At 41.2% G+C, this 24,791-nt stretch carries 21 protein-coding genes; 7 read left to right on the plus strand and 14 right to left on the minus strand.

The features are described 5' to 3' along the window. Window positions 1–22 precede the first annotated feature (22 nt). The 6 genes from rnr to DC077_RS00795 form a co-directional block, all read right to left on the minus strand. Window positions 23–2,416, minus strand: coding sequence for a ribonuclease R (rnr, locus tag DC077_RS00770; RefSeq protein ID WP_157953460.1), 2,394 nt, complete (start codon window positions 2,414–2,416; stop codon window positions 23–25). Window positions 2,417–2,429: 13 nt separating this feature from the next. After that, a complete protein-coding gene (locus DC077_RS00775) occupies window positions 2,430–2,735 on the minus strand; it encodes a DUF2218 domain-containing protein (RefSeq protein WP_109201418.1) in 306 nt (101 codons plus the stop codon). A gap of 585 nt (window positions 2,736–3,320) precedes the next feature. After that, window positions 3,321–4,340, minus strand: coding sequence for a tetraacyldisaccharide 4'-kinase (lpxK, locus tag DC077_RS00780; RefSeq protein ID WP_109201419.1), 1,020 nt, complete (start codon window positions 4,338–4,340; stop codon window positions 3,321–3,323). A 32-nt stretch (window positions 4,341–4,372) separates the two neighbouring features. Further along, window positions 4,373–5,236 carry a type III pantothenate kinase gene (locus tag DC077_RS00785; RefSeq protein ID WP_109201420.1) on the minus strand — a complete coding sequence of 288 codons (864 nt, stop codon included), beginning with the start codon at window positions 5,234–5,236 and terminating at the stop codon, window positions 4,373–4,375. 114 nt (window positions 5,237–5,350) lie between these two features. Beyond that, window positions 5,351–5,791, minus strand: a complete 441-nt coding sequence (locus DC077_RS00790) for a hypothetical protein (protein ID WP_109220168.1) — start codon at window positions 5,789–5,791, stop codon at window positions 5,351–5,353. A gap of 207 nt (window positions 5,792–5,998) precedes the next feature. Continuing rightward, on the minus strand, window positions 5,999–6,607 hold the full coding sequence (locus tag DC077_RS00795; RefSeq protein ID WP_109201422.1) for an HAD family hydrolase: 609 nt from the start codon (window positions 6,605–6,607) through the stop codon (window positions 5,999–6,001). 276 nt (window positions 6,608–6,883) lie between these two features. On the opposite strand from DC077_RS00795, the gene dtd reads away from it, so the two are divergent. Next, window positions 6,884–7,324 carry a D-aminoacyl-tRNA deacylase gene (gene dtd / locus DC077_RS00800; RefSeq protein ID WP_109201423.1) on the plus strand — a complete coding sequence of 147 codons (441 nt, stop codon included), beginning with the start codon at window positions 6,884–6,886 and terminating at the stop codon, window positions 7,322–7,324. Between the two features lie 43 nt (window positions 7,325–7,367). Here dtd and DC077_RS00805 read toward each other — a convergent pair whose 3' ends face one another. The 4 genes from DC077_RS00805 to DC077_RS00820 all read right to left on the minus strand — a co-directional run bounded on the left by DC077_RS00805 (window position 7,368) and on the right by DC077_RS00820 (window position 13,423). Beyond that, window positions 7,368–8,360 carry an LLM class flavin-dependent oxidoreductase gene (locus DC077_RS00805; RefSeq protein ID WP_109201424.1) on the minus strand — a complete coding sequence of 331 codons (993 nt, stop codon included), beginning with the start codon at window positions 8,358–8,360 and terminating at the stop codon, window positions 7,368–7,370. Window positions 8,361–8,467: 107 nt separating this feature from the next. Continuing rightward, complete coding sequence (locus DC077_RS00810; protein WP_109201425.1) at window positions 8,468–8,803, minus strand: hypothetical protein; 336 nt, start codon at window positions 8,801–8,803, stop codon at window positions 8,468–8,470. A 395-nt stretch (window positions 8,804–9,198) separates the two neighbouring features. Continuing rightward, window positions 9,199–10,605 carry an APC family permease gene (locus tag DC077_RS00815; RefSeq protein ID WP_109201426.1) on the minus strand — a complete coding sequence of 469 codons (1,407 nt, stop codon included), beginning with the start codon at window positions 10,603–10,605 and terminating at the stop codon, window positions 9,199–9,201. Window positions 10,606–11,122: 517 nt separating this feature from the next. Further along, on the minus strand, window positions 11,123–13,423 hold the full coding sequence (locus tag DC077_RS00820) for an LPS-assembly protein LptD (RefSeq protein ID WP_133243411.1): 2,301 nt from the start codon (window positions 13,421–13,423) through the stop codon (window positions 11,123–11,125). 383 nt (window positions 13,424–13,806) lie between these two features. Between DC077_RS00820 and DC077_RS00825 the strand changes: the two genes are divergently transcribed. Continuing rightward, window positions 13,807–14,496, plus strand: a complete 690-nt coding sequence (locus DC077_RS00825; RefSeq protein ID WP_109201428.1) for a Bax inhibitor-1 family protein — start codon at window positions 13,807–13,809, stop codon at window positions 14,494–14,496. A 254-nt stretch (window positions 14,497–14,750) separates the two neighbouring features. Then, window positions 14,751–15,470, plus strand: a complete 720-nt coding sequence (locus tag DC077_RS00830) for a hypothetical protein (RefSeq protein WP_109201429.1) — start codon at window positions 14,751–14,753, stop codon at window positions 15,468–15,470. 184 nt (window positions 15,471–15,654) lie between these two features. Here DC077_RS00830 and dprA read toward each other — a convergent pair whose 3' ends face one another. Next, complete coding sequence (dprA, locus tag DC077_RS00835; RefSeq protein ID WP_109201430.1) at window positions 15,655–16,833, minus strand: DNA-processing protein DprA; 1,179 nt, start codon at window positions 16,831–16,833, stop codon at window positions 15,655–15,657. Window positions 16,834–16,980: 147 nt separating this feature from the next. On the opposite strand from dprA, the gene DC077_RS00840 reads away from it, so the two are divergent. Further along, the gene (locus tag DC077_RS00840) at window positions 16,981–17,451 is read left to right on the plus strand and encodes a peroxiredoxin (RefSeq protein ID WP_109201431.1); all 471 of its coding nucleotides are present in this window, start codon (window positions 16,981–16,983) and stop codon (window positions 17,449–17,451) included. 208 nt (window positions 17,452–17,659) lie between these two features. Here the strand turns inward: DC077_RS00840 and hemJ are convergent, their stop codons facing one another. After that, entirely contained in the window at window positions 17,660–18,097 is a 438-nt protein-coding gene (hemJ, locus tag DC077_RS00845; protein ID WP_109201432.1) for a protoporphyrinogen oxidase HemJ, read from the minus strand. 290 nt (window positions 18,098–18,387) lie between these two features. Between hemJ and ispG the strand changes: the two genes are divergently transcribed. The 3 genes from ispG (at window position 18,388) to DC077_RS00860 (ending at window position 21,907) form a co-directional block, all read left to right on the plus strand. Then, window positions 18,388–19,608 carry a flavodoxin-dependent (E)-4-hydroxy-3-methylbut-2-enyl-diphosphate synthase gene (ispG, locus tag DC077_RS00850; RefSeq protein ID WP_109201433.1) on the plus strand — a complete coding sequence of 407 codons (1,221 nt, stop codon included), beginning with the start codon at window positions 18,388–18,390 and terminating at the stop codon, window positions 19,606–19,608. Beyond that, the gene (trmB, locus tag DC077_RS00855) at window positions 19,589–20,413 is read left to right on the plus strand and encodes a tRNA (guanosine(46)-N7)-methyltransferase TrmB (protein ID WP_109201434.1); all 825 of its coding nucleotides are present in this window, start codon (window positions 19,589–19,591) and stop codon (window positions 20,411–20,413) included. Before ispG ends, trmB begins: the two co-directional genes overlap by 20 nt. Window positions 20,414–20,620: 207 nt before the next feature. Continuing rightward, window positions 20,621–21,907 carry an arsenic transporter gene (locus DC077_RS00860; RefSeq protein WP_109201540.1) on the plus strand — a complete coding sequence of 429 codons (1,287 nt, stop codon included), beginning with the start codon at window positions 20,621–20,623 and terminating at the stop codon, window positions 21,905–21,907. On the opposite strand, the gene greB is transcribed toward DC077_RS00860, so the two are convergent. Continuing rightward, window positions 21,888–22,409, minus strand: coding sequence for a transcription elongation factor GreB (greB, locus tag DC077_RS00865; protein WP_109201435.1), 522 nt, complete (start codon window positions 22,407–22,409; stop codon window positions 21,888–21,890). The two genes, DC077_RS00860 and greB, sit on opposite strands and share 20 nt — an antisense overlap. Window positions 22,410–22,420: 11 nt before the next feature. Then, entirely contained in the window at window positions 22,421–24,454 is a 2,034-nt protein-coding gene (locus DC077_RS00870) for a hypothetical protein (protein WP_109201436.1), read from the minus strand. Between the last annotated feature and the right edge of the window lie 337 nt (window positions 24,455–24,791).

Below are 24,791 nucleotides of genomic sequence, written 5' to 3' on the forward strand. Positions count from 1 at the left end.
AGAGAAGTTCTATCTCCTCCTCTTACTTCGTTTTTTTACGACGACGGCTCTTTTGGGATCCCGCTTTAAGGCGCTTTTTATCACTCCCTTTCCGCTCATCATTGGCGCGTTGCTTTCGCTTTTTAGGAACCGGACGATCACCTAGATTCTTCCCGTTATTCTGATTGCTATTTTTATTGCCATTTTTATTCTTATTACCATTCTCAGCACTATTATCATGACCAACTGCTGAAATGAGCTCAAAGTCGATATGTTTTGTTTCGGGATTCGATTCAAGAACCTTTACACGAACCTTATCACTTAGGCGATATTGTTGACGCGTTCTCTCACCAATTAAACGATGTTTTGTCTCATCATAGATGTAGTAATCATCGGTCATTTGGGAGATATGAACCAATCCTTCGATAAAGATATTATCGAGCTCAACGAAGATTCCAAAGCTTGTAATGCTTGTGATTGTGCCGTCAAATTCATCTCCAATAAAGCGTTGAAGGTATTTTGCTTTTAACCAATCCATCACATCGCGTGTGGCATCATCGGCACGGCGTTCACACATTGAGGTATGTTCGCCCATATGAACCATATGCGCTTCCGGATAAAATTGATTAAAATCCCCTTTCTGAAGAATTAATTTAATTGCTCGATGCACAATCAGGTCAGGATAACGACGAATCGGCGAGGTAAAGTGTGCATAGTGGCTTAATGCTAAACCAAAATGCCCCTCATTTTCCGGTTGATATACCGCTTGACTCAGAGAGCGTAACATTACTGTCTGAATCATATTGAATGCCGGTAACTCTTTTGCCGCATTGAGGGTCTCTGCAAAATCCATCGGCGAGGGCTCACTTGCGCCGGCAAGACCGAGTCCAAACTCTTTGAGAAAGTCTCTTAAGGCAAGCAATTTTTTACTATCGGGCTTTGGATGGACACGATAGAGCGCCGAGAGTGGAGAGGATTCAATCATTTTTGCCGCGGCAATATTAGCGGTGATCATGCACTCTTCAATAATCTTATGTGCATCGAATCGGGCATCGGGGACAATCTTCTCAATCTCACCATCATTATCATAGAGAATGAGCGTCTCAACGGTGTCAAAGTCGATCGTTCCACGTGCTTCCCGCGCTCTTCGTAATATTTTATAGAGCGCATAGAGATGATCGAGATGGGGGACAAGCGTCTGATAGCTTTCGCGCAGAATCTCATCACCATCGATCACTTTTTGCACTAATTCATAAGTTAAACGAGCATGAGAGCGCATCACTCCTTCAAAGAATTGATACTCAACGAGATCACCCTCTTGGTTAATCGTCAGTTCTGCAACCATCGTTAAGCGATCGACATCAGGGTTGAGTGAGCAGATCCCATTAGAGAGCTTCGGATGCAGCATCGGAACGACATAATTGGGGAAGTAGACCGATGTTGAACGAAGATAGGCATCCTGATCAATCGCTGAGTCTCGTTTAACGTAGTGGGCAACGTCAGCAATAGCGACATAGAGCTTATAGTGCCCATTTTTAAGGGGTTCACAGTAGACCGCATCATCAAAGTCACGAGCGGTAATTCCATCGATGGTCACTAGTGGGAGATCGCGATAATCTTTTCGCCCCTTCATCTCTTCAGGAGTCACCTCTGAAGGAATTGTCTCAACCTCAGCTTCGCATGATTGAGTGAATTGATGGGGAATATTATGCTCTAAAATGGCCTGCATAATCTCGATATCGATCGTCATCTCTTCCCCAAATACCTCTAACACTTCAGCTTTAGGAGATACACCATCAGAAGGATAGCTATCGATTTTTACCCGAACAAGGTCGAAGTTTTTTGCTTTTAGACTCTTCGCATCATCTACAAAAAATTCTGTTGTGATTTTACGATTTTCAGAGATAACAACGTTAATCCCCTTCTCACGATAGAAGCGCCCGATAAACTCATGTAGTTTATGTTCGAGAATTCTCTCTACTTTCGCAATTCTGCGTCCACGATTATCGATGCCGGCAATAGAGACCTCGATCCGGTCGCCATGGAGAACTTTTTTCATCTCATGCGGCGGGATATAGAAGGAGCCACCCCCTTCAAGATCGAGATAGCCATATCCTTCAGCATGACCGGAGACCTCACCGATAAAGCGCTCGCTACTATCGATAATTTGTAATTTATCTGCTTTATCTAGATAGAGAGAGCCTTGACGGATCATGGCATTAATCCGGCTCTCTAATGCATCAAGCTCCCAATTTTTACGAAGCTTAAAGATACGAGCAAGCTCATCAAAATCGAGATTTGGATGATTTTGTAATAATTCTAAAATAAAAGAGCGGCTCGGGATCGCTCTGCCATATTGTTCTTTTTGTGCTGCGTACTCGGCATCATTCTCATAATATTGTGCAAAGTACTCTAAATTTTTTTGGATATCATTCACTGATGTCTTTTCCTTATAGGGATGACTGCCACTGAATATCGATCTTCTCATCTTCTGGGATCATGCGCTCAATATGGCGATCGATCACAGATTGAATGGTTTCTAATTCTGATTCAGTTGGCGTTGTAAGTTTAATGGTAAGGGATCTCTCTTGTGGATAGAAGAGGGCAACTTTGCCATCTCCAAAATCGACCTTACTCTCTTCTTCATTATATTCGGTTGTAAGTTTATGTGCCCAATGTTTGCAGAGGCGGCGGACTAAGCGCGTTGAATCATTGAGGGTAAATGTTGTTGTTGAGTGAAAGTTTGAGTGGCTCATAAAAGCTCCTACTTGTTATTTTATGGCGAATGTTATCATTCGCTTTTATTGTTTGTTTTATTATTTGTATTAATTATATCGATATTATATCGATACTCCGATCCTTCAACACACCGTTGTTGCATCTTGTCATAACTTTATAATCTCATGATTTGATCATTTCATTATTTCGTTATCCCACATTTATCACGATGATTGATGATCAGTTTTATTATTCGTTGCAATATTGTCACTAGAGCGATATCAACCGCAATATCTATTGCAACATAAAGTTTATTATGGGGCTAATAATTACGATTGCAAGGCTAGAGTTGAAGTGATGACAAGTGATTATAAACGATGATAAATGGTTATAAATAGCGACAAGTAGGGGTCAGCTAACAAGTAGCGAAGTAAGCGCCGATGCAGCCGATACCGCAGATGTAAGTTATCGATCAGTTATCTGTTAGCTATTATTGAATAATCATTCTAGAGCTTGTCGTTAGAATCGACAGAGCAACATAGATAGTAAATATTAGATAGTAATATAGATCGTAATGTTTGTAATGTAGATAAATAGATTGGGGATGTTATATAGAAACAGAGCTATCGATCATTTGCCATTATTTTTCTTTGCAGTGTATCAATAAAATGATCCGGGAGCTCATTTTTTAGTGGAACTGCCCAGAGATTATCCATTTTAAAGTGCTGACATTTTGTAGCATCCTTCTCTGTCATAAGGATGGGAGGAGGAAGTGTTGCGAGCTCATGCTCTTCAATCTGGTGATGATCAGGAAAGCTCTTTGTGGTCAATTGAAGCCCTCTTGCGCGCAGCATCTGATAGAAGTTTTCCGGATGAGCAATGCCGGCAATGGCGCTTAAAGGGGGTTGAAAAGTCTCAAGCGAGCGTTTTAATGCAGGATTATGGAGTGAAACTGCATCATCTAATTCTGCTTTAAGCGGAATAATCTTGGTCTGATCGAATACTTTCGATCTGCCTGAAAAACTTGCTATCTGCTGTATTAATTCGTTAGGAAAGATCTGGTTGCAGATAATAAAATCTACCCTCTGGAGACGGTTTATAGGTTCTCTTAAGGGGCCGGCAGGTAATAAGCGACCATTTCCAAATCCTTGAGCGCCGACCACAATAATCTCTATATCTCGCTCTAATTGCCGATGCTGTAAGGCATCATCACAGATAAAGCAGTCGATATGGGGATTCGCTTTCAGTAGCGCAAGACCTGCCTCGTAACGATGAGAGTAGATTGCCATAGGCGCTTTTGTTTTTTGGTAGATCAAGTAGGGCTCATCGCCAATCTCTTGAACGGTAGAGTGAGGTGTTACAATCTGTAGCGATCGATCTTTGCGCCCAAACCCTCTTGAGAGAATCCCGACTGTCAATCCACGAGCTTGTAATGCTTTTGTTAATGTGATCGTTGTAGGCGTTTTTCCTGTGCCGCCCACATTGATATTGCCAATCACAATGGTTGGGCGAGGAAGCTTTTGGGCTCTCTTTGCCCGTTTTTGTAGATCATATTGTGAGATAAGATGATAAAGGTAAGAGAGTGGAAGAAGAAGTGTTGAGATTCCCCTCTTTTTTTGCCAAAACTTAGGTGTCTTTAACATCAATATCCTCTTTAAATCTTAAATCTTAAATCTTAAATCGCGCGTTTTGATTGAGCGTTCTCTTCTAAATCACCCTGTGGACGATTTTCTACAATAGCAGTTGCCGAATGATCGGAACGCTGCTCGGAGTGTAATTCGGAATGTAATTGATGGTAGAGATAGACTAAACCTTTAAAGATTAAGGTCTCATCAAAGATGATCTCTCCTTTAAAAGGGGCATCTGCGTAGTAATGGAGATTACCGCCGGTAAAGAGGATCTTTTCAATCGGATAGCGCTTCTTAATCTCGGCAATAAGCCCCATAATCATATGGTAGTGGCCATTAATTGTTCCGATACTGATCGATTCAAATGTATTAAATCCTAATACTCCTTCTTGTAGAGCATAATCCATCTCTGAAAGGAGCGCGGCTTGAGCAAAGAGACCTTGAAGGCTCGATTGAATGCCGGGAGAGATCGTTGTACCTACAAATTTTCCATTCTCTACAACAAAGATCGTTGTCGCAGTTCCTAGTGCAACAACCGCACAATTTTGATATTGATATGCTGCTTCAACGCCATAGAAATTAGCGACAAAATCAGCACCTAAGAGATGGATGTTTTTAAGGGAGAAGCGGGACCAATCGACCGGCAGATCATGACGGAGACTATAGACGGGAATTTGGTAGAGGTCGGCAATTGCGCGAATCAAACTATTGAGATCCGGGACAACAGAGACATAGACAACAGCGTCAAAAGAGATCTCAAATTGGTCTAATTTTCTCTTTATCGCTGCGGTATCGCTTAAGACACTATCCTGGCTCAGCGGTCTAATTAGGGGCGTTAAAGAGCCATCTTTAGCGTTATAGAGTCGAAAGTCTGCTGTGGTATTGCCAATATCTACTAAAAGTAGCTTCATGATTTTACGCCTATTTACAGAGATAAAGCTTATTATTATAGCCACTTTTTTGCTGAAATCATCCTAAAGATCATCTTCAAGTATTAAAGCATAGGAGATTGAGTGAGGATTTTTTTAATGCTTATGCTCAATAATCACTTCCCGATTGGTAAAAATTGTCTCAATAGAAGCTGAGTTGATCGCAATATCCATCGTTCTTGAAATCGCTTCAAAAGCTAACTCCATGCGGTAACTCTCCAGAATTTTTTTAGTAATTGGATAGCGTTCTCGCACGGTATGGAAAGGGTTCTCTTTCTCCTCTAAGGTGATTGGCAGATCTCTCTCTTCCTTTGCCTTTAAAAGTGGGGTAATTGCCGCAATAATTAACTTTGAAGGGGTATCTTCGGGGAGTAAGAGTGTTAACGCATTGGCCGCAGGAGTGCTTAAGATCTTTTCAAGTGCTAAAGAGAGAATGTCGAGCCAATTTTGAGGCAGATTGCTCGGTAGGGTTGCCTCTTCCCCTTGTGCTAGAATCTCTTTTTGAAATTGTTCTAAAAGTACGCTATCAATTAACATCTCTTTGATACCTCCCCGATAAATCTTTTGATCATCTCTGATCATTTCTAATCATTGCTGACTATTTTGATCTTTGAAATATTTTTCAAAGCCATTCAATTGTTCGAAGAGTAGAATCTCTACCCTTTAAAAGTTAATTATCAAGCGTAGTGAAAAATAGCGCGTGGTGGGAGAAGCCACGACTGTTAGGATTATTTAAATGAGCAGTTAAGCGCGTAGGGCACGGAGAAGCGCTGAGCAGTCGGTAAAGTGATAATCGGCAAGCTCGGGATAGATATTTTCTTGCTGATTGATCAAGAGGGTGGTAATCCCGGCATTTTTCCCAGCAGCTAAGTCATATTCATGATCCCCAATGATCAGTGCTTCTTGGGGAGAGATCTGCCATAACTCAAGAAGCTTTAAGATTCCATCAGGTGCTGGCTTTGGAGTTGCGGTATCACGACCAATAATGAACTCTTGTGGAAAGTGTTCTGCGATTTTTGCAGCCTTGAGCGTTATTTCCGTTAATGCATGTAAATTGCGAGTTAGGATCGCAAAGTGAGTCGATCTCTTTGCTAAATATGCTAAAAGATCAGCCGCGCCAGCCGCCGCTTTTGTTGCTTTTGCCACTTTATATTCATATTCTGCAAGCCAACGCTCTCGCGCTAGGCGATCTTCTTTTGGTAGTGCTGCTAAATTGTCTAAGATATCTTCATCATCCGCAACTTCGAGGACTTTTCGAATCATTGCAAAATCATGTTTTGCGACGGTAAGGGTACCATCCATATCAAAAATCCAATAGCGGATATCTTGTAATCGAGAAATATTGTGTATCATAAGAGCTCCCTGGAGTATCACCTTGAGCATTATGGCATTATCGTAGCGACTATCAAAATTTGCCGGTCAAACCCTAGGTTAGTGGATCGTTAAATGGGTCACTAGATGGGTCTTTAGATAGGACAATAGGGCGAAGCTAGAATTGAGCTTAGGTGTACAATGGGATCTTAAGATATCAATATCAATATCTATATCAGTATTAGTCTTAATAATTAGATATCAGATACTGGTGTAGATAAATATGGATAGTAATCGACAGCAATTGAAGGAAGAGAGATGAAATTATTATTGCAGAGGGTTAAAGAGGCTTCTGTCACAGTAGAGGGAGAGGTTGTCGGCGCGATTAAAAATGGATTGCTACTCTTTGTCGGTATCGAACCTTTTGATACAGAAGAGACGGTTAAAAAGGGGATTGAGCGAGCGCTTAAATATCGAATATTTAGTGATGAAGCGGGGAAGATGAATCTCTCATTGATCGATACGAAGGGTGATCTTCTTCTTGTCTCTCAATTTACCCTAGCGGCTGATACAGAGAGAGGCTTGCGGCCAAGTTTCACTTCCGCCGCTCCACCTGCACTCGGTGAAGCGCTCTTCGACTATGCTATCTCCGTTGCCCGCTCTACGATTGAACATGTCGCAACGGGCCGTTTTGGCGCTGATATGCAGGTCTCATTGATCAATGATGGCCCTGTAACCTTTCTTTTAGAGACGCGTTAATAGTGCTCTGTTAATAGTCGTTAATAGTCGAAAGATCGTTTTTTTAGGTATTGATCTCTCGCATCACTTCGCTTAAGAGTTGGAAAGATCTTAAGCGTTTTTCTTGCTCATAGATCACGCCGGCAAACATCAATTCTTCAACTTCAATCTCTGTAAGTAGTTCTTCGATGAAATTTTTAGCTCGATTAGGGTCGCCGACAGCAGAGATGCGCAACATTGAGGAGACGTGACGTTTTTCCATAGGATTCCAGTAGCGCTCCATCTCCTCTCGGCTAATGGGAGGTGGTGTCAATTTTCGATCATCACGAATTAATTGTGTAAAGCTCTGTTCCATTGTGGTGAAGAGATAATCTGCCTCCTCATTGCTATCGGCAATTACAGCATTCATACAGAGCATGGCATAGGGCTTATCAAGATATGCCGAAGGACGGAAGCGTTCACGATAGAGCGTGAGCGCCTCTTTCATATGGGTGGGTGCAAAATGAGCGGCAAATGCATAGGGTAGTCCTAAGTGTGCTGCAAGCTGTGCGCCGAAGAGGCTAGATCCTAAAATCCAAACAGGAATCGAGAGATTCATGCCGGGAATCGCATTGATACGCTGATTATCTTGAGGGTGAAAATAGTTCAATAATTCAACCACTTCCTCGGGAAAATGTTCCGCACGCGAAGGATCTCGGCGAAGAGCATAGGAGGTTTGTGGATCAGTGCCGGGCGCTCTGCCGACGCCAAGATCGATTCTACCAGGATAGAGACTCTCTAAGGTGCCAAAAGCCTCAGCGACCATTAAGGGGGAATGGTTAGGGAGCATTATTCCACCTGAACCTAAGCGGATCTTCTCTGTTTGGCTCGCAAGATAACCGATTAAGACTGCAGTTGCCGAGCTTGCGATGTTCACCATATTATGGTGTTCTGCAACCCAAAAGCGACAATATCCTTGTACTTCACCTAGTTGCGCTAATGCTGCTGCTCGATGAAATGCATCGCTTGGTGTCTCTTTTTGATTAATATTGGCTAGATCTAAAATGGAATATTTCATGTTCACGCTCCTATATCACCCCTTCTACTTGATAATCTCTCTTTTAACGGCTTAAATCTGATCATTTAAGCCTGGATAGTTAAACCTAAATAGTTGAATATGATCGTTTAATACCACTCTTCACGCATCTCCTCGATTAAGAGGGAGAGGTCATGATCATTGAAGTAGAGTGGCCGGAAATTGAGGATAAATCCCTTGATATTTTCGAAAGAGCCCTGCAATTCACAGCTCTCCTCATTAGGTTCATATCGAAAGGCACCTTGCAGCTCTGTTAACTGATGCTCGAGATAAAATTCAATAATATCGATCCAGGTATACCCGGTAATCTCCATCTCTAGATCATCAAAGATCTCAAAACGGTCATGAGCAGGGAAGTAGACTCCCCAGAGATTTTCTTCATATTGAACAAGTTCAAAAGGGTGGATTCGTTGTAAGTCTTGCATAATATATATTCTATTACTCTTATTATTCTTATTGCTCTATCAGTGTATCAAATTAATCTATTGAATTAATTTATTGGGCCAGTGTAACGAAAAGAGAAAAAAGAAAAGAGAAAAATTAGGTCAATCTCTCTCATTAATCGCTCTTCTTATTCAGAAAGTGATGTAGGAGAGAGGTAAAATCGAGTAGAAATTAAAGCGGAAAAGAGAGAAAGCCCCCTATAACCTATTAATTTATAGAGGGCTTTTTAGCAGAGTGAACGCTTCTCCAACCGCCCACTCTTTTGCTATATTTCTATTTTTTACTTTAGTTCTAACGATTGTCAGATCACTTCTTTAGGCGATTATTTTGAATGGTATCAGGTATTAATAACACCATTCATCATTGCGCTATTGCCTTAAGCATCTGGTGTCCGTGAGCGACTTAAGAACTCTTTCGGGAATTGGGTAAAGCCTTTCGTTACAAATGAGAGATAGACTAAACCGATCATGCCCCAAACAATACCGATCACAAGCGCTGTATACTCAAGGTTAAACCAGAGATAGATAATAAACGCCATTCCTGCCATTGGGAAGAGAAGGTAGTTTAAGTTATGCATTACTGAGTAACGTTGATTATCACGGATATAGTACTGAACAACAACACAGAGATTAACGAAGAAGAATGCGGTTAAAGCTCCAAAGTTGACGAGATGTAGCGCAAAACTGAGATCGAAGAATCCTGCAAAGAGACAGATAAATCCCACAATAATGATATTGATCGATGGGGTCTTATACTTAGGGTTGATATAACCGAAGATTTTAGGTGGTAAAATTCCATCACGACCCATCACATACATCATTCTCGATACCCCCGTGTGTGCGGCAATTCCTGATGCACAGACTGCTAATACCGCTAACCAAAGGCCGATCGATTGGAATAGCTTTTTCCCAACATAGAGGAGGACCTCTGGTTGGCTCTCTTCCGGATCGATAAAGGTATAGTTTTTAAAGTAGAGTTGCATAAAGTAGGTGACGAAGATAAAGATAATTCCGCCCACTAAAGTGGTAAGAAGAATCGCTCTTGGCACTGTTTTTGCCGCATCTTTTGTCTCTTCTGAAAGAGAGCTTAACCCATCAAACCCTAAGAATGAGAAGCAAAGAATTGCCGAACCTGCTGCAACTGCACCAATCTGCATATCTTCAGACCAGAAAGGTTCAGTGCTCATCAATGTACCGGCGCCGATATCGTCAAATGCTAATCCCTTAATAATTAGACCAATAAAGATTCCAATAAGAAGTAATTGGCAGAAAACAATTAAGGTATTAACGTTTGCGACAAGCTCAACACCACGGTAATTGATATAGGTCATTGCGATAGCTAATGGAATGACATAGAACCAAACACTCACATCAGCACTAATTAATGTCTTAAGGTAGATTGTTGCAAGCAGAATATTGATCATCGGGTTAAAGAGATAATCGAGCATCGTACACCAGCCGATCAAGAATCCTAAATTGGGATTTAATGATCTCTGTGCGTAGGTATATGCAGATCCTGCAGATGGATAATATTTCACCATTTGGCCATAGCTCATCGCTGTAAACATCATTGCCACAAGGGTGATGATGTAAGCAGTGGGAACATGTCCGCCTGATTGGTCACTAACAATACCAAAAGTATCAAAGACAGTCATCGGTTGCATATAAGCAAGGCCGATCATGACAAGTTGCCATAATACTAAGGTTTTTTGTAGTCTTGATGGAGAAGAGATGGATGAAGCAGTAGTAGCGTTAGGAGATAACGCCTTCGTTTTTAATAACATAAGTTTATTTCCCCCAGCCGTCTTAATGGCATGTTAAGAGAGATAAATTAGCCGCGTTAATTCAGATGAATTATTGCCCCCTTGTATCGAAATGAGAAAGAATCTTCTCATAAAATCCCCACTTTATATTTGAGGTTCGGGGAATTTTACACGTTTTATCCCATATGGCTACCCCTTTTTAAATATTAAATAGGGTAGGAGGATCTAAAAGATTTTTAGGGAGCCTCGCCGGCATTAAAGAGAGGTAGAAAGAGGAATAGAGAGATGGCTAGAAAGATGGATAGAGGGAAAGTGTCGTTAGCATTGGTCTACTATCTATCGGCGTTTAATTCATGCTTTCACGATAAAAGCTGGAGTTCATTTCTAAAATTTACAATTAGTGCTTTCTATAGCGAATGCTATTTATTATTTCCAATAAAAAGGAAAAAAGTGTCGCTTGATAAAATTTAGTTATTAAGCAGCCCCATTTCGGCATATCTTTAGCGTGAAATCTACGCTGAGATGATTCTAGATAATCTTAGAAATATTTTCCTTGCCGTGAGGAGTAGCCGTTGATGCTATCTTGCCATAATCCATCAGTATTTTGCCCAACACTTCCAATACCGTTGAGATCAAATTCGATATAGACACGCCACTGTTTTTGTTCATCATAGACATTATTGCGATAGTAGCGTGCAGCAACCCTCGTTGTTACACAGCAATCGCGAAACTCAAAGCCTAATTGGCTATCGATCATCTTTGATTCACTTAAAATGTAGTTGTAGCGGCCTGCAATTGCCCATTTATTGTTGATACTCCAGTAGAAGGAGGTATCAATTTGGTCTGTTTTATCCGAATTTTTTTGATCAGGGCGATTATATTGGTAACTGATGGAGAAAATCTTATCAGAGGCAGGTCGATAGTTGAGGTCAAAAGTTCCATATGTAATGAGCTTATTAGTTGGCGACCAATCAAGATTAGCTTTTGTATAGAGATTGCGTGTGATAGCAATCCCGGTTTCAACAGTTAAAGCTGATTTGCGAATCTCATCGTCCCCTTTCTTACGATCGTCTCCCATCGTGATTCTTGGCGCGCTAAAGTAGCGCGTTTGACCAAGAGAGAGGAAGAAGCGCTCTATGCCGGAACTATCTTCAACAAGACGCGTTGTTACAGCAGCTGTAAGTCGATTAGCATTACTCTGCCTATCGGCACCATAAAAGTCATTAAAGTTGAAGAGATTATCAAAGCTCGAACTCATTCGTGAGGTATCGAAGATCGGGATATTACTCTGCTCGCGATAGGGTGCATAGAGGTAGAAGAGGCGAGGTTCAAATGTTTGTGTGAAATTTCCCCCACCAAATAGCTTAGAGAGGTGAAGGTTTTTATCTAAAAAGAAGCCTGACTCTAAGCTTAAAATCGGCATAGAGCGGGAGAAGCTCGTCTTATTATTTGCTTGATATTTTCTATCATGATAATTGAGATGATATTGCGTATAGCGAAATCTTGCTGCTGGCTCAATATAACCCCATGCATTTTCTAAGCGGTAGCTTATTGTAGGCATCAGATCAAGACGTGTAGCTGCTCGAGGGTGTTTAGCGCTCTCTGCTAAAAAACGATCATTTTTAGCAGAGAAATGGACTAATTCACCATAGAGTTCAAAGCCTAATCCCTTAAAATCCCAACCCCCTTGAAAGAGTAGTTGTGGTAAGCGTCCATACGGGTTTTTCTGCACGATATTTCGATCTGTAACAACAAAGTCTTGAAAGCGAAGAAGCGCAGTCCAATGTTCTGTACGATAATTTAATACAGCATGTCTCTCTAACGTGACCTCTTCAAATAGTCCCGTTTGTCTGCCAAGATCTTTAGCGTATTGATCGTCAGAGACATTTTGAAAGAGAATGTTTCCGGTTAGATTTTTATCAAACTTGAGTTCTTGTTCTGCTTTGATTTGCCATCGTTTCTTATTGTCGTAGAGTTTATCTCGGAAAAGATAACTCCCTTCCAATGTAAGATATTGCCATTCATTAAGATAACGAAGATTACCTTTAACTGCTATCCCTCTTTTGCTGATAATACCAGGCGCTAATATCGCATCCATATTAGGAGCGATATTGAAGTAGTAGGGGAGAAAGAAGGAAATTCCGCTACTTCGGCTAATTTCAAACTCGGGGAAAAGAATCCCACTATGACGCTTTCCATCAATCGGATAGGAAATATAGGGCGTATAGAGTATAGGAACATCAAAAACATCAAAAGTGGCATTATATGCTTTTGCACGGCCTGCAGTATGATCGATATCGATATCGATAGCATCGATTTTCCAGATCTCATTATCAACAGAACAGGCAGAGTAAGTTGCATCTTTTAGAAGTGTCTTTTGAGTATTATCAAAGTGTTCAATCTGTGTAGCTCGACCTTGTATATTGGTGCCAGCTTTTAAGTAGTAGGTGGCAGCGGTCACAGAGGTCTCTTTCTTGCCAATATTATGAATCAATCGGTCACCGACAAGAACGGTGTTAGGAGTTGCGTAACGAACATCTTTACCTTCAGAAGTGATAATTTGATGAACACGATCCATCTCAAATTGATCACTACTTAACCACTCATTTCCAAATTGAATTTCAACATCACCATAGAGATGAGCGTTAGTAGGGGTTAGATTTCCTTCATTAGCAGTTACAAATATTTGCTCTTTTGTCGCGACCTGATCGACGGGCATAATATGTTGAGCAAGGGGAGAGATCTGACAAGCTATAGGATTAGAGGCCAGTGATAGAGCGGGTAGCGAAAGGATAAGGGCAACCGCAATTTTGGAAGGTAGATATCTAGTCTTGGGCACGACAATTTATGCTCGAAAGTTGGGATCAATCAGATCAGGCTAATAAACTTTAATGGAGTGTAGAATCTCATTTTTTAGTGTTAATTTCAACGGAAAGGCTCGCTAAATTTCTACCAAAGATGATACAATCGATAGAAAGAGCGGGTCTCTTTTGCAATAAGTTTCTATAAAGCTTCTATTAAAAGTCTATTAAAAGTCTATTAAAAGTATTTTGCGGACTCACCTTAATTCTTTTTAAGCCGCTAATCTTTATTCTATTGGATTGAAGCTTTTCAGAAAGAGATAGTGCATAGGAGCCCTTAAGTTTAGTAACATTCGTTCATTCTGACACATATCGGTCATTGAAAAGATCGATCTAATAGTAACCCTTAGGAGTTAATTAGATGAATAACTATTATCAAACAGATGCCTATACAGGTGTGCAACGTGAAGGGATGCATAAAGTATTGCGTCAAGCATATACTTTAGTGGCGCTTTCATTGATCCCAACAATTATTGGTGCTTTTATCTCTGTACAGACCAATGTTGTTCTCAATTTAATGGTTTCAAGCCCCATTATCTTCTTTATCGGTTTTATGGTGGCGTTTTACGGTCTCTCTTTTGCGATTGAGGCGAATAAGACATCGGTGACTGGTTTAGTATTGATGTTTGTATTTACCTTCTTGATGGGAATGATGTTAGGTCCTCTCTTAACATTGGCGCTTAAGTCTACTAATGGCTGGCAATATATTGGTATTGCGGCTGGTGGAACGGCGGGTCTCTTCTTGGTTTTAGCTATTTTAGGTGGCGATAAGACTAAGGATTTCTCACCGATTGGTAAATATGTAGGTGCATTAGGAATTGTGATGATTATCACTATTGCGCTTAACTTCCTCTTCTTAAAAATGCCGATGATTAACTTGATTCTATCGATGTTAATTATCCCATTCTCAGGTGCAATTATCTTATGGCGCGTCAATAGCGTTGTAAGAGGTGGGGAAGATAACTACATTAGTGTGGCATTAGATATCTATATTGCACTCTATAATATCTTCTCAAGCTTGCTCCGTCTTATTCTTGCGAGCAATGATTAATCATTGAGAGTTGATCGAAGAATCAATCGAGAATCAATTTAAAATTAATTTGTTGGTCAGTTGACTAGTTAATTTAAAGAGAAGGCGCTTATTTTAAATAAATAGGCGCCTTTTTTATTCTCCATTTCAATTCCTACAGTTTCGCTACTCTCCTCTTTGAGAGGGAGTGATGCAGATTGGGCAATTCTCTTTCTGCTAGAGTTTCCCCCTTAAGATCGATATGATAGAGCTTACAGTTGAGCAGTGAGGATGTGATGATTCAAAATCGGAAAGATCAAATATTGAAAGCATTAGAGAATTTCTATATCTCGCCCCTTACAGAGATAAGCGCAGAGATAGAGATTTTAAAGCGAGTGATCGCTAAGCGCCCATTTCGGGTTCAGATTGCAATGCCAGCAAGTTGGAAAATGGCGCGTTATCTGCCCACGACAATGAATTTGACTCATGATGAAGCATTGGCTCGACTACAACTATTTGTTGATTACTTTTCAGGAAGTAAAAGATCGGTATTTGATCATCAATCCTCTTTGAATACAGGCTCTTCTTTTCCCTATTTTGAGTGGCGTGATGGCGCCGTTTTGCAGGGGATCAATGCATTATTAGGTGAGTTGCGGCTTATCTATCTCTATCGCGGGAATGAGGATGCGGCGTTAGAGTTTTTTACCTTTTTACAAGAGATCAATCTCTTTTCGCAACTAGTTGTTGTGGGAAGTGCGTTAACAGAGAATATTGAATCCTTCTTAAGAGGGGAGAAGATCACGATCATTAACGATATTGAAGAGACTTTTTGGGATCCTTTGGTGAAGAATCGCTCTTTACCGCAGTTGAGTCTGACGACATTTTTTCACACTTCTACAGACCTTTTGTTAATGAGTGCGAAAGGGTGCTATCTAAAGAGCTACTCTCGAACTGAGTTTATGAAGCAATATGAGCAGATTCAGCAAGAGTATTTCGTTGATCTGCCTATTCGTTAAGTTAATTATGTTTGAGTATTGAGATCCATCAACGCGCATCGCTACGTTATCTCTTCACTTATTGATTAGACTTACTCTGTCTATTTTGTCTCTTTACTCTTCAATCCTATCTAAATTTTATTTAAATTTTATCTAAACCCTATCTATTATTAATGGTCAGGTTTACTCTACTAATCTGTGCGATTTAACCTCTTCTTTGTTGATAAATTCCTTGATCAGAGGTGATCACACCCTCAATCTCAAGCATCATTAGATCTGTGGTGATCTCTGCTGCACCTTTATTGAGAAGTTCAACTAACTGGTTGATCGATTTAGGCGCGGCTAGAAGCTGATAGAGTTCATATTGAGGATGCTCTTTTGGTAATTCTGCTACTGCCGGAGCTTTAGGCACTCTTTTCTCAATTTTTTGACGCGGCTTATCGGGGCGACGTTTCTCATTTGTTGATCTCTCCTCAAAAGTAAGATCGAGAGAGGTTTGAGGTGATGAAGGATGGGGATCAACCCAACCGGTGAGGATAGAGCGAATATCATGGGTTGATTCTACTAAGGTTGCGCCCTCACGAATCAATTGATGGCACCCGCGCGATTGTGGCGAATGAATAGAGCCTGGGATGGTAAAGAGATCTCGATTCTCCTCCATGCTGATTCTTGCTGTGATCAGTGAGCCTGATTTTTTCGCAGCTTCTACGACTAAAGTGCCCAGCGATAATCCAGCAATAATGCGATTTCTTCGAGGAAAATTTTGAGGTTTTGCCGGCATATGGAGCGGATACTCACTAATAATAGTGCCGCCATACTCAATAATCGCCTCACTTAATGGGAGATGGTTTTTAGGGTAGATCTCATTTAAACCTGTTCCTAACACAGCAATTGTCGGAGCTTGCTGTTCTACGGCAGCTTTATGAGCAATATAATCGATGCCGAGGGCTAAACCGCTTGTAACAGTCAGCCCTGCGGCAGTTAGCTCTGCTGCAAAGAGTTTGGCATTGTAACTTCCTTCTTGCGTCGGTTTTCGTGTTCCAACAATTGCTATCTGTGGGGCTGAAAGTAGCTGGATTGATCCCTTTACAAAGAGGATTGCCGGAGGGTCGAAGATCTCTTTTAAAAGTGGCGGATAAGATTCACTTTCAAGATGTAAAATTGCGTGATTAGGCGCTTCGGCCCAATTGAGCGCGGCTTCTATCTTGTCGGAGAGATCATAATTGTTAGGGTGCCTGACAGAGCTCGGAACTCCTGCTTCCTGCCAAGCAAGTTGATCTGCTTCTAATACTTTATCGATAGTGCCAAAATAGTTGAGAAGTTGCTGAAAGCGTCTTGCCCCAATATTGGGCGTATAGTAGAGCGTAAGCCAATCTTGTAACATCTGATTTAATCCTTGTTATCCTCACCTTTCACTCGATCCACTCAATCGCTATTCATGTTATATTGAAGAACGATGGAGAGATCGATTTGAAAAGATCTCTTAAGCCGATAATCGATAACCTATAACCATAAGTAATGGAGTTTTAGAATGGGAAATATGATTGAGAAAGTAGCAACAGAAGTCTTATCAACAGCATACGAAACACAAACAGAGCCATTGCAGCTCGATGAATTGAAAGAGCGTTATATTGTGCTCTTTTTCTATCCGAAAGATAATACCCCAGGTTGTAGCAATGAGGTGCAAGACTTTAACCAGCATCTCTCAGATTTTGCCGCACTAGATTGTGCTGTTGTCGGTGCCTCTCGAGATAGTAAAAACTCTCACATTAAATTTGCCGATAAGTTTGAACTGAAGTTTCCACTTCTGTCAGATCCGGAAGAGTCACTTTGCCGAGCATTTGATGTGATTAAGGAGAAGAAGATGTTTGGTAAGGTTGGAATGGGAATTGAGCGTAGTACCTTTATTTTCGATAAAACGGGAAAAATTCTTCATGAGTGGCGTAAGGTGAAGGTTCCTGGTCATGTAGAAGAGGTCTTGGAGACGCTAAAATCGCTTTAGAATCAAAGGTTACTGTTTTTGTTGTTAAAAGCTTTTAATAGCTTTTAATGGTATTCCAACAATAATTATTGTCATAATGACTCTAACTATAGATAATGAAAAGCCCTCAGTATTGACTGAGGGCTCTCTATTTGTGCTCAAAAGTTTGTATAACGCTCTATGCTATTCTCTATAAGAATATAAGAGGCTTATATGCACGCGTGTTATTTTAGAAATGAATAAGTGGGATTGCTTTTAAGATCACAAGGAAGACCACTAAGACTAAAATTACACTAGGGATCTCATTGAAGTAACGATAAAATTTATGTGAATGGCGGTTTTTGTCATGACGGAAGATCAAGACATAGCGATAACAGTAGTAGTGGTAGATCAGCAGTAGAAAGACAAGTGTCAATTTAAAATGAAACCAACCCATCTTGAGAAGCGCCGGATTTTTCATAATAAGAATCAACCCAAAGATCACAGTTAGCGCACCGCCGATGTTAGTCATGATCATCAATTTTTTCTCCATCACCTTAAAGGTCTCGCTAGTGGCGGGATTACTGTTAGATGCATGATAGACAAAAATTCTAGGAAGATAGAAGAGGCCTGCGAACCAGGTGACCATAAAGATAATATGTAATGCTTTGTAGACAAGATATGACATAAAATTTTATAACCTTATTAGTGTGGGATTTAATTTAACTTAATTTGTGATTTGATTTGACTGAACTTTAATATTTAAAGTATCTTTAAGAGATTTTGTATTATCCGCTTCTGATCACTGATAGAGCGGATATTTATAGAATCGATTATAGCAGAGTTTAGGATGCGCTATCGAGAAAGCGCACTGCATTCAAAAGATAAGAATCAGCCACTCTCGATCTTGTGTAAAAGGCTTATTTTAGCGATAATGACCGGCATTGATAACTTTAGATCTTCAACAAAGGACTTTATATGGTTTTTACCATCAAAAGACGCCCCACAAGTCAGGTGATGGTGGGAAATATTGGTATCGGCTCAGATTATCCCATCAGAGTTCAATCGATGACCAATACAAATACAGAAGATGTTGCGACAACAGTGGCGCAGATTATTGAGCTAGCAGATGCTGGCTCTGAGCTTGTTCGTGTTACGGTTAATACCGAGCTAGCGGCAAAGGCAGTTCCCCATATTGTTGAGCAGTTAAGAGTTGCAGGATACGATACTCCCATCGTGGGCGATTTTCATTTCAATGGGCATCGTCTTTTACAGGCTGAGCCAGAATGTGCTAAAGCGTTGGCAAAATTACGAATTAATCCGGGCAATGTCGGGCGTGGAGCACGAAAAGATGAACAATTTAGTGCAATTATTGAAGAGGCGCTTAAACACCAAAAGCCGGTTAGGATCGGAGTTAACTGGGGAAGTTTAGATCCCGAGGTACTAAAGCGCCTATGGGATGAGAATCTTAAAAAGGCGTCCCCTTTAACAAATGATGAGTTGATGTGCGAAGCAATGATTGTCTCGGCACTGGAGAGCATCAGTTTTGCTAAAGAAATCGGAATGACGGATGAGGATATTATCCTCTCCGTGAAGGTAAGTCAGAGTCAACAGCTGATCAAAGTCTATCGTGATATTGCACCGTTAACGAATGTACCACTCCATCTTGGTTTAACAGAAGCAGGAATGGGAATGAAGGGAACTGTAGCCTCCACGGCGGCATTGGCAGTATTACTTCAGGAAGGAATTGGTGATACAATCCGCATCTCTTTAACGCCAGAACCGAATGCTTCCCGAACAGAAGAGGTATTAGTTGGGCGTGAGATTTTGCAGAGTTTACAGATTCGTGCTTTCACTCCAAAAGTGGTGGCATGTCCAGGATGTGGTAGAACCAGCAGTGATGCATTCCAACATTTAGCGCAAGATATTCAATCCTACATCGACAACAATATGCCAACGTGGAAGACCCAATATGAAGGGGTTGAAAAAATGGTGGTGGCGGTGATGGGTTGTATTGTCAATGGCCCTGGAGAATCTAAAATGGCCAATATTGGTATTAGCTTGCCGGGAAATGGTGAGCGGCCTGTTGCGCCTGTCTATATTGATGGTGAGCGATCAGTGACCTTAAAAGGGGAGCAGATTGCTCAAGAATTTAAACAGATCATAAACGAATATATTAATGAGAAATATCGAAAATAGTCACGAGAAGAGTCACGAGAAGAGTAAGGAACAGCATTTAGAAAAGCGCCACGAAAAAGATTGCGAAGGTGTTTCTGAGAGTAGTGAAGCTGCTTGCGAAGAAGCGCATAAAGAACCAGATAAAAATTCGGCGCGTCCATTACGTACGGTTCGTTCATTTGTAAAGCGAGAAGGGCGACTCACTAAGGGGCAGGAGCGTATTTTAGCGGAGAGCCCTTATCTACTTCCTCATACTATTGTTAATGAAGTATGGGATCTTGATCAGATTTTTGGACGTCATAATAGCGCGCGTACGTTGGAGATCGGCTTCGGTGATGGTGCTTCTCTCTCAAAGATGGCAGAAAATGAGCCTGAACGTGACTTTTTAGGAATAGAAGTTCATCGTCCCGGCGTTGGTCGCTTACTTTTAGATGTTGAAGAGAAGGGCTTGAGTAATATTCGAGTGATCGATTATGATGCGGTTCATATCTTAAAGCATGCAATTGCTGATGAATCACTCGATTGTGTTCAGATCTTCTTCCCAGATCCTTGGCATAAGAAAAAACATCATAAACGTCGTATTATTCAACCGGCATTTGTAGCACTGATAGCCCAGAAGCTTCGTCCCGGCGGTCGACTCTGCTTAGCAACCGATTGGGAGCCCTATGCTGAGCATATGATGGAGGTGATGTTAGCCGCTCCTGATTATGTCAATAGTGTAGAGGGATTTGTAGAGAATCCCACCCATAGAATGCCGACAAAATTTGAGGCGCGTGGTCGTCGTTTAGGTCATGGCGTTTGGGATCTGCTCTTTCTTAAAAAGTAGAAAATAGATAGCTAAGACTTAAGATTCAAGATCCAAGGTTCAAGACCCAATATTCAAGGCTAAGGCTAAGGCTAAGGCTCAGGACTTAAGTCTTAAGATGTAAAGTCGAGCAGTAGGACTGATATTAAAATTAAAAATTAAGAGTAAAATGAGAGATAGGAAGAGAGCGGAAAATAGTGAGGAGCGCAGACCATGGTTGATAGTGCGATGATTCTTGCTCTCTCCATCTTTATCATCACAATGACATTGGTGATTTGGCAACCTAGAGGCTTAGGGATTGGCTATGGCGCCTCATTCGGGGCTATTTTAGCTTTAGTGAGTGGCGCAATCGCTTTTTCCGATATCCTTATCGTCTGGGGAATTATCTGGAATGCTGTTTTAACATTTATTGCGATCATTATCATTAGTATTATTTTAGATAAGGCTAACTTCTTTCAATGGGCAGCTCTTCATATTACCCGATTAGGAGCTGGTAGTGGCTTAAAGCTCTTCTTCTTGATGATGCTGTTAGGTGCATTGATTTCAGCTTTTTTTGCTAATGATGGTGCGGCTCTTATTTTAACGCCGATTGTGATGGCGATTCTTATTAAATCAGGGGTTAGTCGCGCATCAACATTAGCGTTTGTTATGGGGGCGGGGTTTATTGCCGATACGGCAAGTCTCCCATTTACTGTCTCTAATCTCGTTAATATAGTCTCTGCTGATTACTATCAGATCTCATTTGGACGCTATGCTTCTGTAATGGTTCCGGTCAATATTGTCTCTATCTTGATGACGCTTCTAGTGTTGGGGCTCTTCTATCGTAGAGAGATTCAATTTCGGTATCAGATGACAGAAGTAGAGCAATCTCCGAGTACTGTTATTCAGGATAAAAAGCTATTTTGGGCAGGTTGGTTGACTCTTTTCCTTCTCTTAATCGGCTTCTTTATCTCCGATTACTATAAGATTCCACTTAGTGTTATCGCCGGCGCTGGCGCACTTTTTCTTCTCTATATTGCTGGAAAACGGGGAGTAATAGCACCGAAGGCTGCTCTCCGTTTAGCGCCTTGGCAGATTGTTCTCTTCTCATTGGGAATGTATCTAGTTGTTTTTGGTCTAAGAAACGCAGGTTTGATCAACTATCTGGTAGCACTTCTGAATCAGCTAGTGGAGAGAGGTATCTGGAGCGCAACTGTAGGAACGGGAGTTCTCTCGGCACTGCTCTCTTCAGTGATGAATAATTTGCCTACCGTTTTGATTGGTGTTCTCTCGATCGATAGTTCCATTGCGACAGGGGTGACGAAGGAGGCGATGATCTATGCCAATGTGATCGGTAGTGATTTAGGACCTAAAATTACCCCGATTGGAAGTTTAGCGACGCTACTATGGCTCCATGTTTTAAGCCAAAAAAACTTAAAGATCACCTGGGGATACTACTTTAAAGTAGGAATAGTTTTGACCTTGCCAGTACTACTTGTGACGCTCTTGGCGCTTGCTATTCGGCTGACATGGTAACCGCGGGGATCTTATCTGCCACCGCTTCTGGTGTTCCATAGAAGATATCCTCAATATACCAACGTTTTGAAATATGCTCTGTTTTAACAAATAGCTCATCATCGATCTCTTTACCTAAACACGCTTTTGCAATAGGGGAGTTAACCGATGAGTAATCTTTGTGGTGAGCAATCTCATCAGCGCCGACAATCCGAAAGAAGAGGCGATTCTCCTCGTCATCAACCAATGTAACCCAAGCACCGAAGTAGACCTTTCCTTCCTGTTGTGGAGAGTAGGGAACAGGGCGAAGAACTTCAAGGCGCTTTCTAAGATGGCGTACGCGACGATCGATCTCGCGCAATTTCTGCTTGTTGAATTGATAATCTGCATTTTCTGAGCGATCGCCTAATCCTGCAGCCCATGTCACTTTCTGAGTGATTTCTGGGCGCTCAATTCGCCAAAGATAGTCGAGCTCTTTCTGTAAGATCTCCATTCCTTCTTGTGTGATTAAGTTGATAGCCATTCTTAAAACCTCTATTTCTTTCTACCACGTGTTCTTGGACGATTACTTCTGTTGCGTCGATTATTGGTAGGCGTATTGGAAGAGTGTCCTCCTTGATTGCTATTTGGGCTTAAGCCTTGAGTCAAGTTCTGGATAAAATTACCATCGCTCGATTGACCTAAACCACCGGGAACGCCAAATGGATCACGATTTCTTCGGCGATTTTCACGTGCAATATTTGCTTCAAATGATCCCGATTCAAAGGGTAAGCGATTCTTGTTGACGATTTCATCATGATTGTTGCTAAAGAAATCGCTCTGACTCTCCCCTTTAGGTGCCGATTGTGGAGCAGGTGCTGGTTGATTTTCTCGATTATCTCGACGGCGACGTGTTGCGCGCGGTTTTATTTCTCGCTTAAGACGTTCTTGGCGATTGACGCGTCCTCTCCGAGGCGTTCGTTCTGTTCGTGTACTATTTTGAGGATCTTGAGCGCTCTGAGTATTTTGGGCATTTTGAGTATTTTGAACATTTTGTGTTTCTGCTTCTTTTGCAACAATATCTTTAGAGGAGACCGACTTAGGCGTCTTTATATCTTGAGAGGCCTGATTAGATTGATCACCTTTTACGGTGCGAGATCGATTGTTATCACGGCGATTGCGCTGATTTTTTTGCTCTCGTTCATGATGGCCGGCATGGCTACGTCCAGTTTCCTCTCGCGTTTGACGCTTAGGCGCTTTAATATCGATTACTTCAATGGGGAGGTTGAGGTCAGGATACTCTTCAAAGAGGGCATCAACCCACACCTGATCATTTTCTGAAGCGATTGAGATAAAGTGTTGCGGATTGAATTTCTGCTGTACAAATTGCAAACGCTCTTCATATTCTGCATAAACCGTCGGAAAGTCGAGGAAGAAAACTGCATCACATTGCGTAATCTTATCGGCAAAGTCCTGAACAACTCGATGCATTAAGATTAATGTATTAAATTGTCCTTCATGGTATCGATCGAAGAGGCTCTTTGCTGTCTCATCATCAATCTTTTCATGAACGATGCGACTGCGAATGCGAGCGCGATAGAGATATTTTTCTAAAAGGCGGGCTGATTGACGATTGTGGGTGATCACTAGCACATCTTGTAGGTTATGTTCTCGAATATAGTCACGAATATATTGTCGCTGTAAATTTCGTGGAACCATTGCTATAAAAGTACCGCCGGCATCAGGTGCATCAGGTTGTTCTACTTGAGTAGACACCTGCTCTTCGTCGGTTGTTTCAGCTTCTCTCTTTTGTGCTTTGAGGCTAATTTTAGCACCACGTTTAGGTTCACTGATCCCATCTGTGCTTGTTTCTGTCGTTTCCTGCTCTTCTGCTACAGCAAGATGCTCCTCATCTACGTCGTTTGATAGATCTTTGGGCATCTCTTTTGATGTTTCTGGAGTCTCTTGAGTAGCTTTTATGTTGCTAGTACGGATGGTGCGAGGCTCATTGATAAGGTTGATCTTTACTTCATCTGCAATCGATTCTTTAGGGAGTGCAGATAAAATAGGATCACTAATCTCCGAAAAACAGGTCGCAAGAAAATAAGAGGGATGATTTTCGAAGCTCTCAATAAGATAGTTACGATTTTCAGCTTCTAAGAAGAAGAGGTCATCAATAAGATCGATCGGGACAGCTTGATCGACAATAATGCAATCAAAATTGGCGGGATTGAATGGTTGTCTTCGCATAGCATCGAGCGAGAAGAGCGAGTAGGGCGCAATAATCACATCAGAGGCCAAAATATTAATTGGTTTCTCTGCATCTTTAGGAAATAGGGTATTGACGCGTAATTTTGAATCTATCGCCTCAAGAAAGAGCTTTAGGAAGATAGTATCGCTAATAGTTCGAGTAATAATGAGGCTACTCGTCAGTAATTTTAGGGTAAAGAGTCGAGAGAGTTGCACCAAAATAGCAGAAGGGGGGAGAATCTCCTCGACCTCTAGGGGTGCTTTTTGTTCTAACAGTGCCTTGCCTCTTACTGAGAAGGTGTTCCAGCGTGATAATATCGTCTCTTGTGTCGAATTCATATAATCTTTTTCTAAGTTGTAATTGTGATTTGAGTATCAAAAAAGTATTAAAATAGCGTGAGAATCAGACTTCTTTATTTCTTTAGATTCTGCACTAGACCATACACTTACTCTTTAGCGTGCGCTTTAACCCTAATCAATCAAGATCAATTTTGACGTTGATGACTAAAATCATCTCTAACATTCATCTCTAATATCTCGAGATCTCAATCTCTTAGTCTCTCGATATTAACGTTTCCGATCTAGCTGATAGGCACAGCACACTCTGATTGCTGATCTGTTTTATGAAATTATAATTTTTACCAGCTTTACAAGTTTTATCATCTATTATCTCTAT

Source organism: Ignatzschineria cameli (assembly GCF_003121895.1).
GTDB classification, from domain to species: domain Bacteria; phylum Pseudomonadota; class Gammaproteobacteria; order Cardiobacteriales; family Wohlfahrtiimonadaceae; genus Ignatzschineria; species Ignatzschineria cameli.

What these genes read in the sequence shown, in the direction of transcription:
- DC077_RS00775 (WP_109201418.1), bottom strand. Translation starts at nt 2,735, where the DNA reads ATGAGCCACTCAAACTTTCACTCAACAACAACATTTACCCTCAATGAT.
- lpxK (WP_109201419.1), bottom strand. Translation starts at nt 4,340, where the DNA reads ATGTTAAAGACACCTAAGTTTTGGCAAAAAAAGAGGGGAATCTCAACA.
- DC077_RS00785 (WP_109201420.1), bottom strand. Translation starts at nt 5,236, where the DNA reads ATGAAGCTACTTTTAGTAGATATTGGCAATACCACAGCAGACTTTCGA.
- DC077_RS00790 (WP_109220168.1), bottom strand. Translation starts at nt 5,791, where the DNA reads ATGTTAATTGATAGCGTACTTTTAGAACAATTTCAAAAAGAGATTCTA.
- DC077_RS00795 (WP_109201422.1), bottom strand. Translation starts at nt 6,607, where the DNA reads ATGATACACAATATTTCTCGATTACAAGATATCCGCTATTGGATTTTT.
- dtd (WP_109201423.1), top strand. Translation starts at nt 6,884, where the DNA reads ATGAAATTATTATTGCAGAGGGTTAAAGAGGCTTCTGTCACAGTAGAG.
- DC077_RS00805 (WP_109201424.1), bottom strand. Translation starts at nt 8,360, where the DNA reads ATGAAATATTCCATTTTAGATCTAGCCAATATTAATCAAAAAGAGACA.
- DC077_RS00810 (WP_109201425.1), bottom strand. Translation starts at nt 8,803, where the DNA reads ATGCAAGACTTACAACGAATCCACCCTTTTGAACTTGTTCAATATGAA.
- DC077_RS00815 (WP_109201426.1), bottom strand. Translation starts at nt 10,605, where the DNA reads ATGTTATTAAAAACGAAGGCGTTATCTCCTAACGCTACTACTGCTTCA.
- DC077_RS00825 (WP_109201428.1), top strand. Translation starts at nt 13,807, where the DNA reads ATGAATAACTATTATCAAACAGATGCCTATACAGGTGTGCAACGTGAA.
- DC077_RS00830 (WP_109201429.1), top strand. Translation starts at nt 14,751, where the DNA reads ATGATTCAAAATCGGAAAGATCAAATATTGAAAGCATTAGAGAATTTC.
- dprA (WP_109201430.1), bottom strand. Translation starts at nt 16,833, where the DNA reads ATGTTACAAGATTGGCTTACGCTCTACTATACGCCCAATATTGGGGCA.
- DC077_RS00840 (WP_109201431.1), top strand. Translation starts at nt 16,981, where the DNA reads ATGGGAAATATGATTGAGAAAGTAGCAACAGAAGTCTTATCAACAGCA.
- hemJ (WP_109201432.1), bottom strand. Translation starts at nt 18,097, where the DNA reads ATGTCATATCTTGTCTACAAAGCATTACATATTATCTTTATGGTCACC.
- ispG (WP_109201433.1), top strand. Translation starts at nt 18,388, where the DNA reads ATGGTTTTTACCATCAAAAGACGCCCCACAAGTCAGGTGATGGTGGGA.
- trmB (WP_109201434.1), top strand. Translation starts at nt 19,589, where the DNA reads ATGAGAAATATCGAAAATAGTCACGAGAAGAGTCACGAGAAGAGTAAG.
- DC077_RS00860 (WP_109201540.1), top strand. Translation starts at nt 20,621, where the DNA reads ATGATTCTTGCTCTCTCCATCTTTATCATCACAATGACATTGGTGATT.
- greB (WP_109201435.1), bottom strand. Translation starts at nt 22,409, where the DNA reads ATGGCTATCAACTTAATCACACAAGAAGGAATGGAGATCTTACAGAAA.
- DC077_RS00870 (WP_109201436.1), bottom strand. Translation starts at nt 24,454, where the DNA reads ATGAATTCGACACAAGAGACGATATTATCACGCTGGAACACCTTCTCA.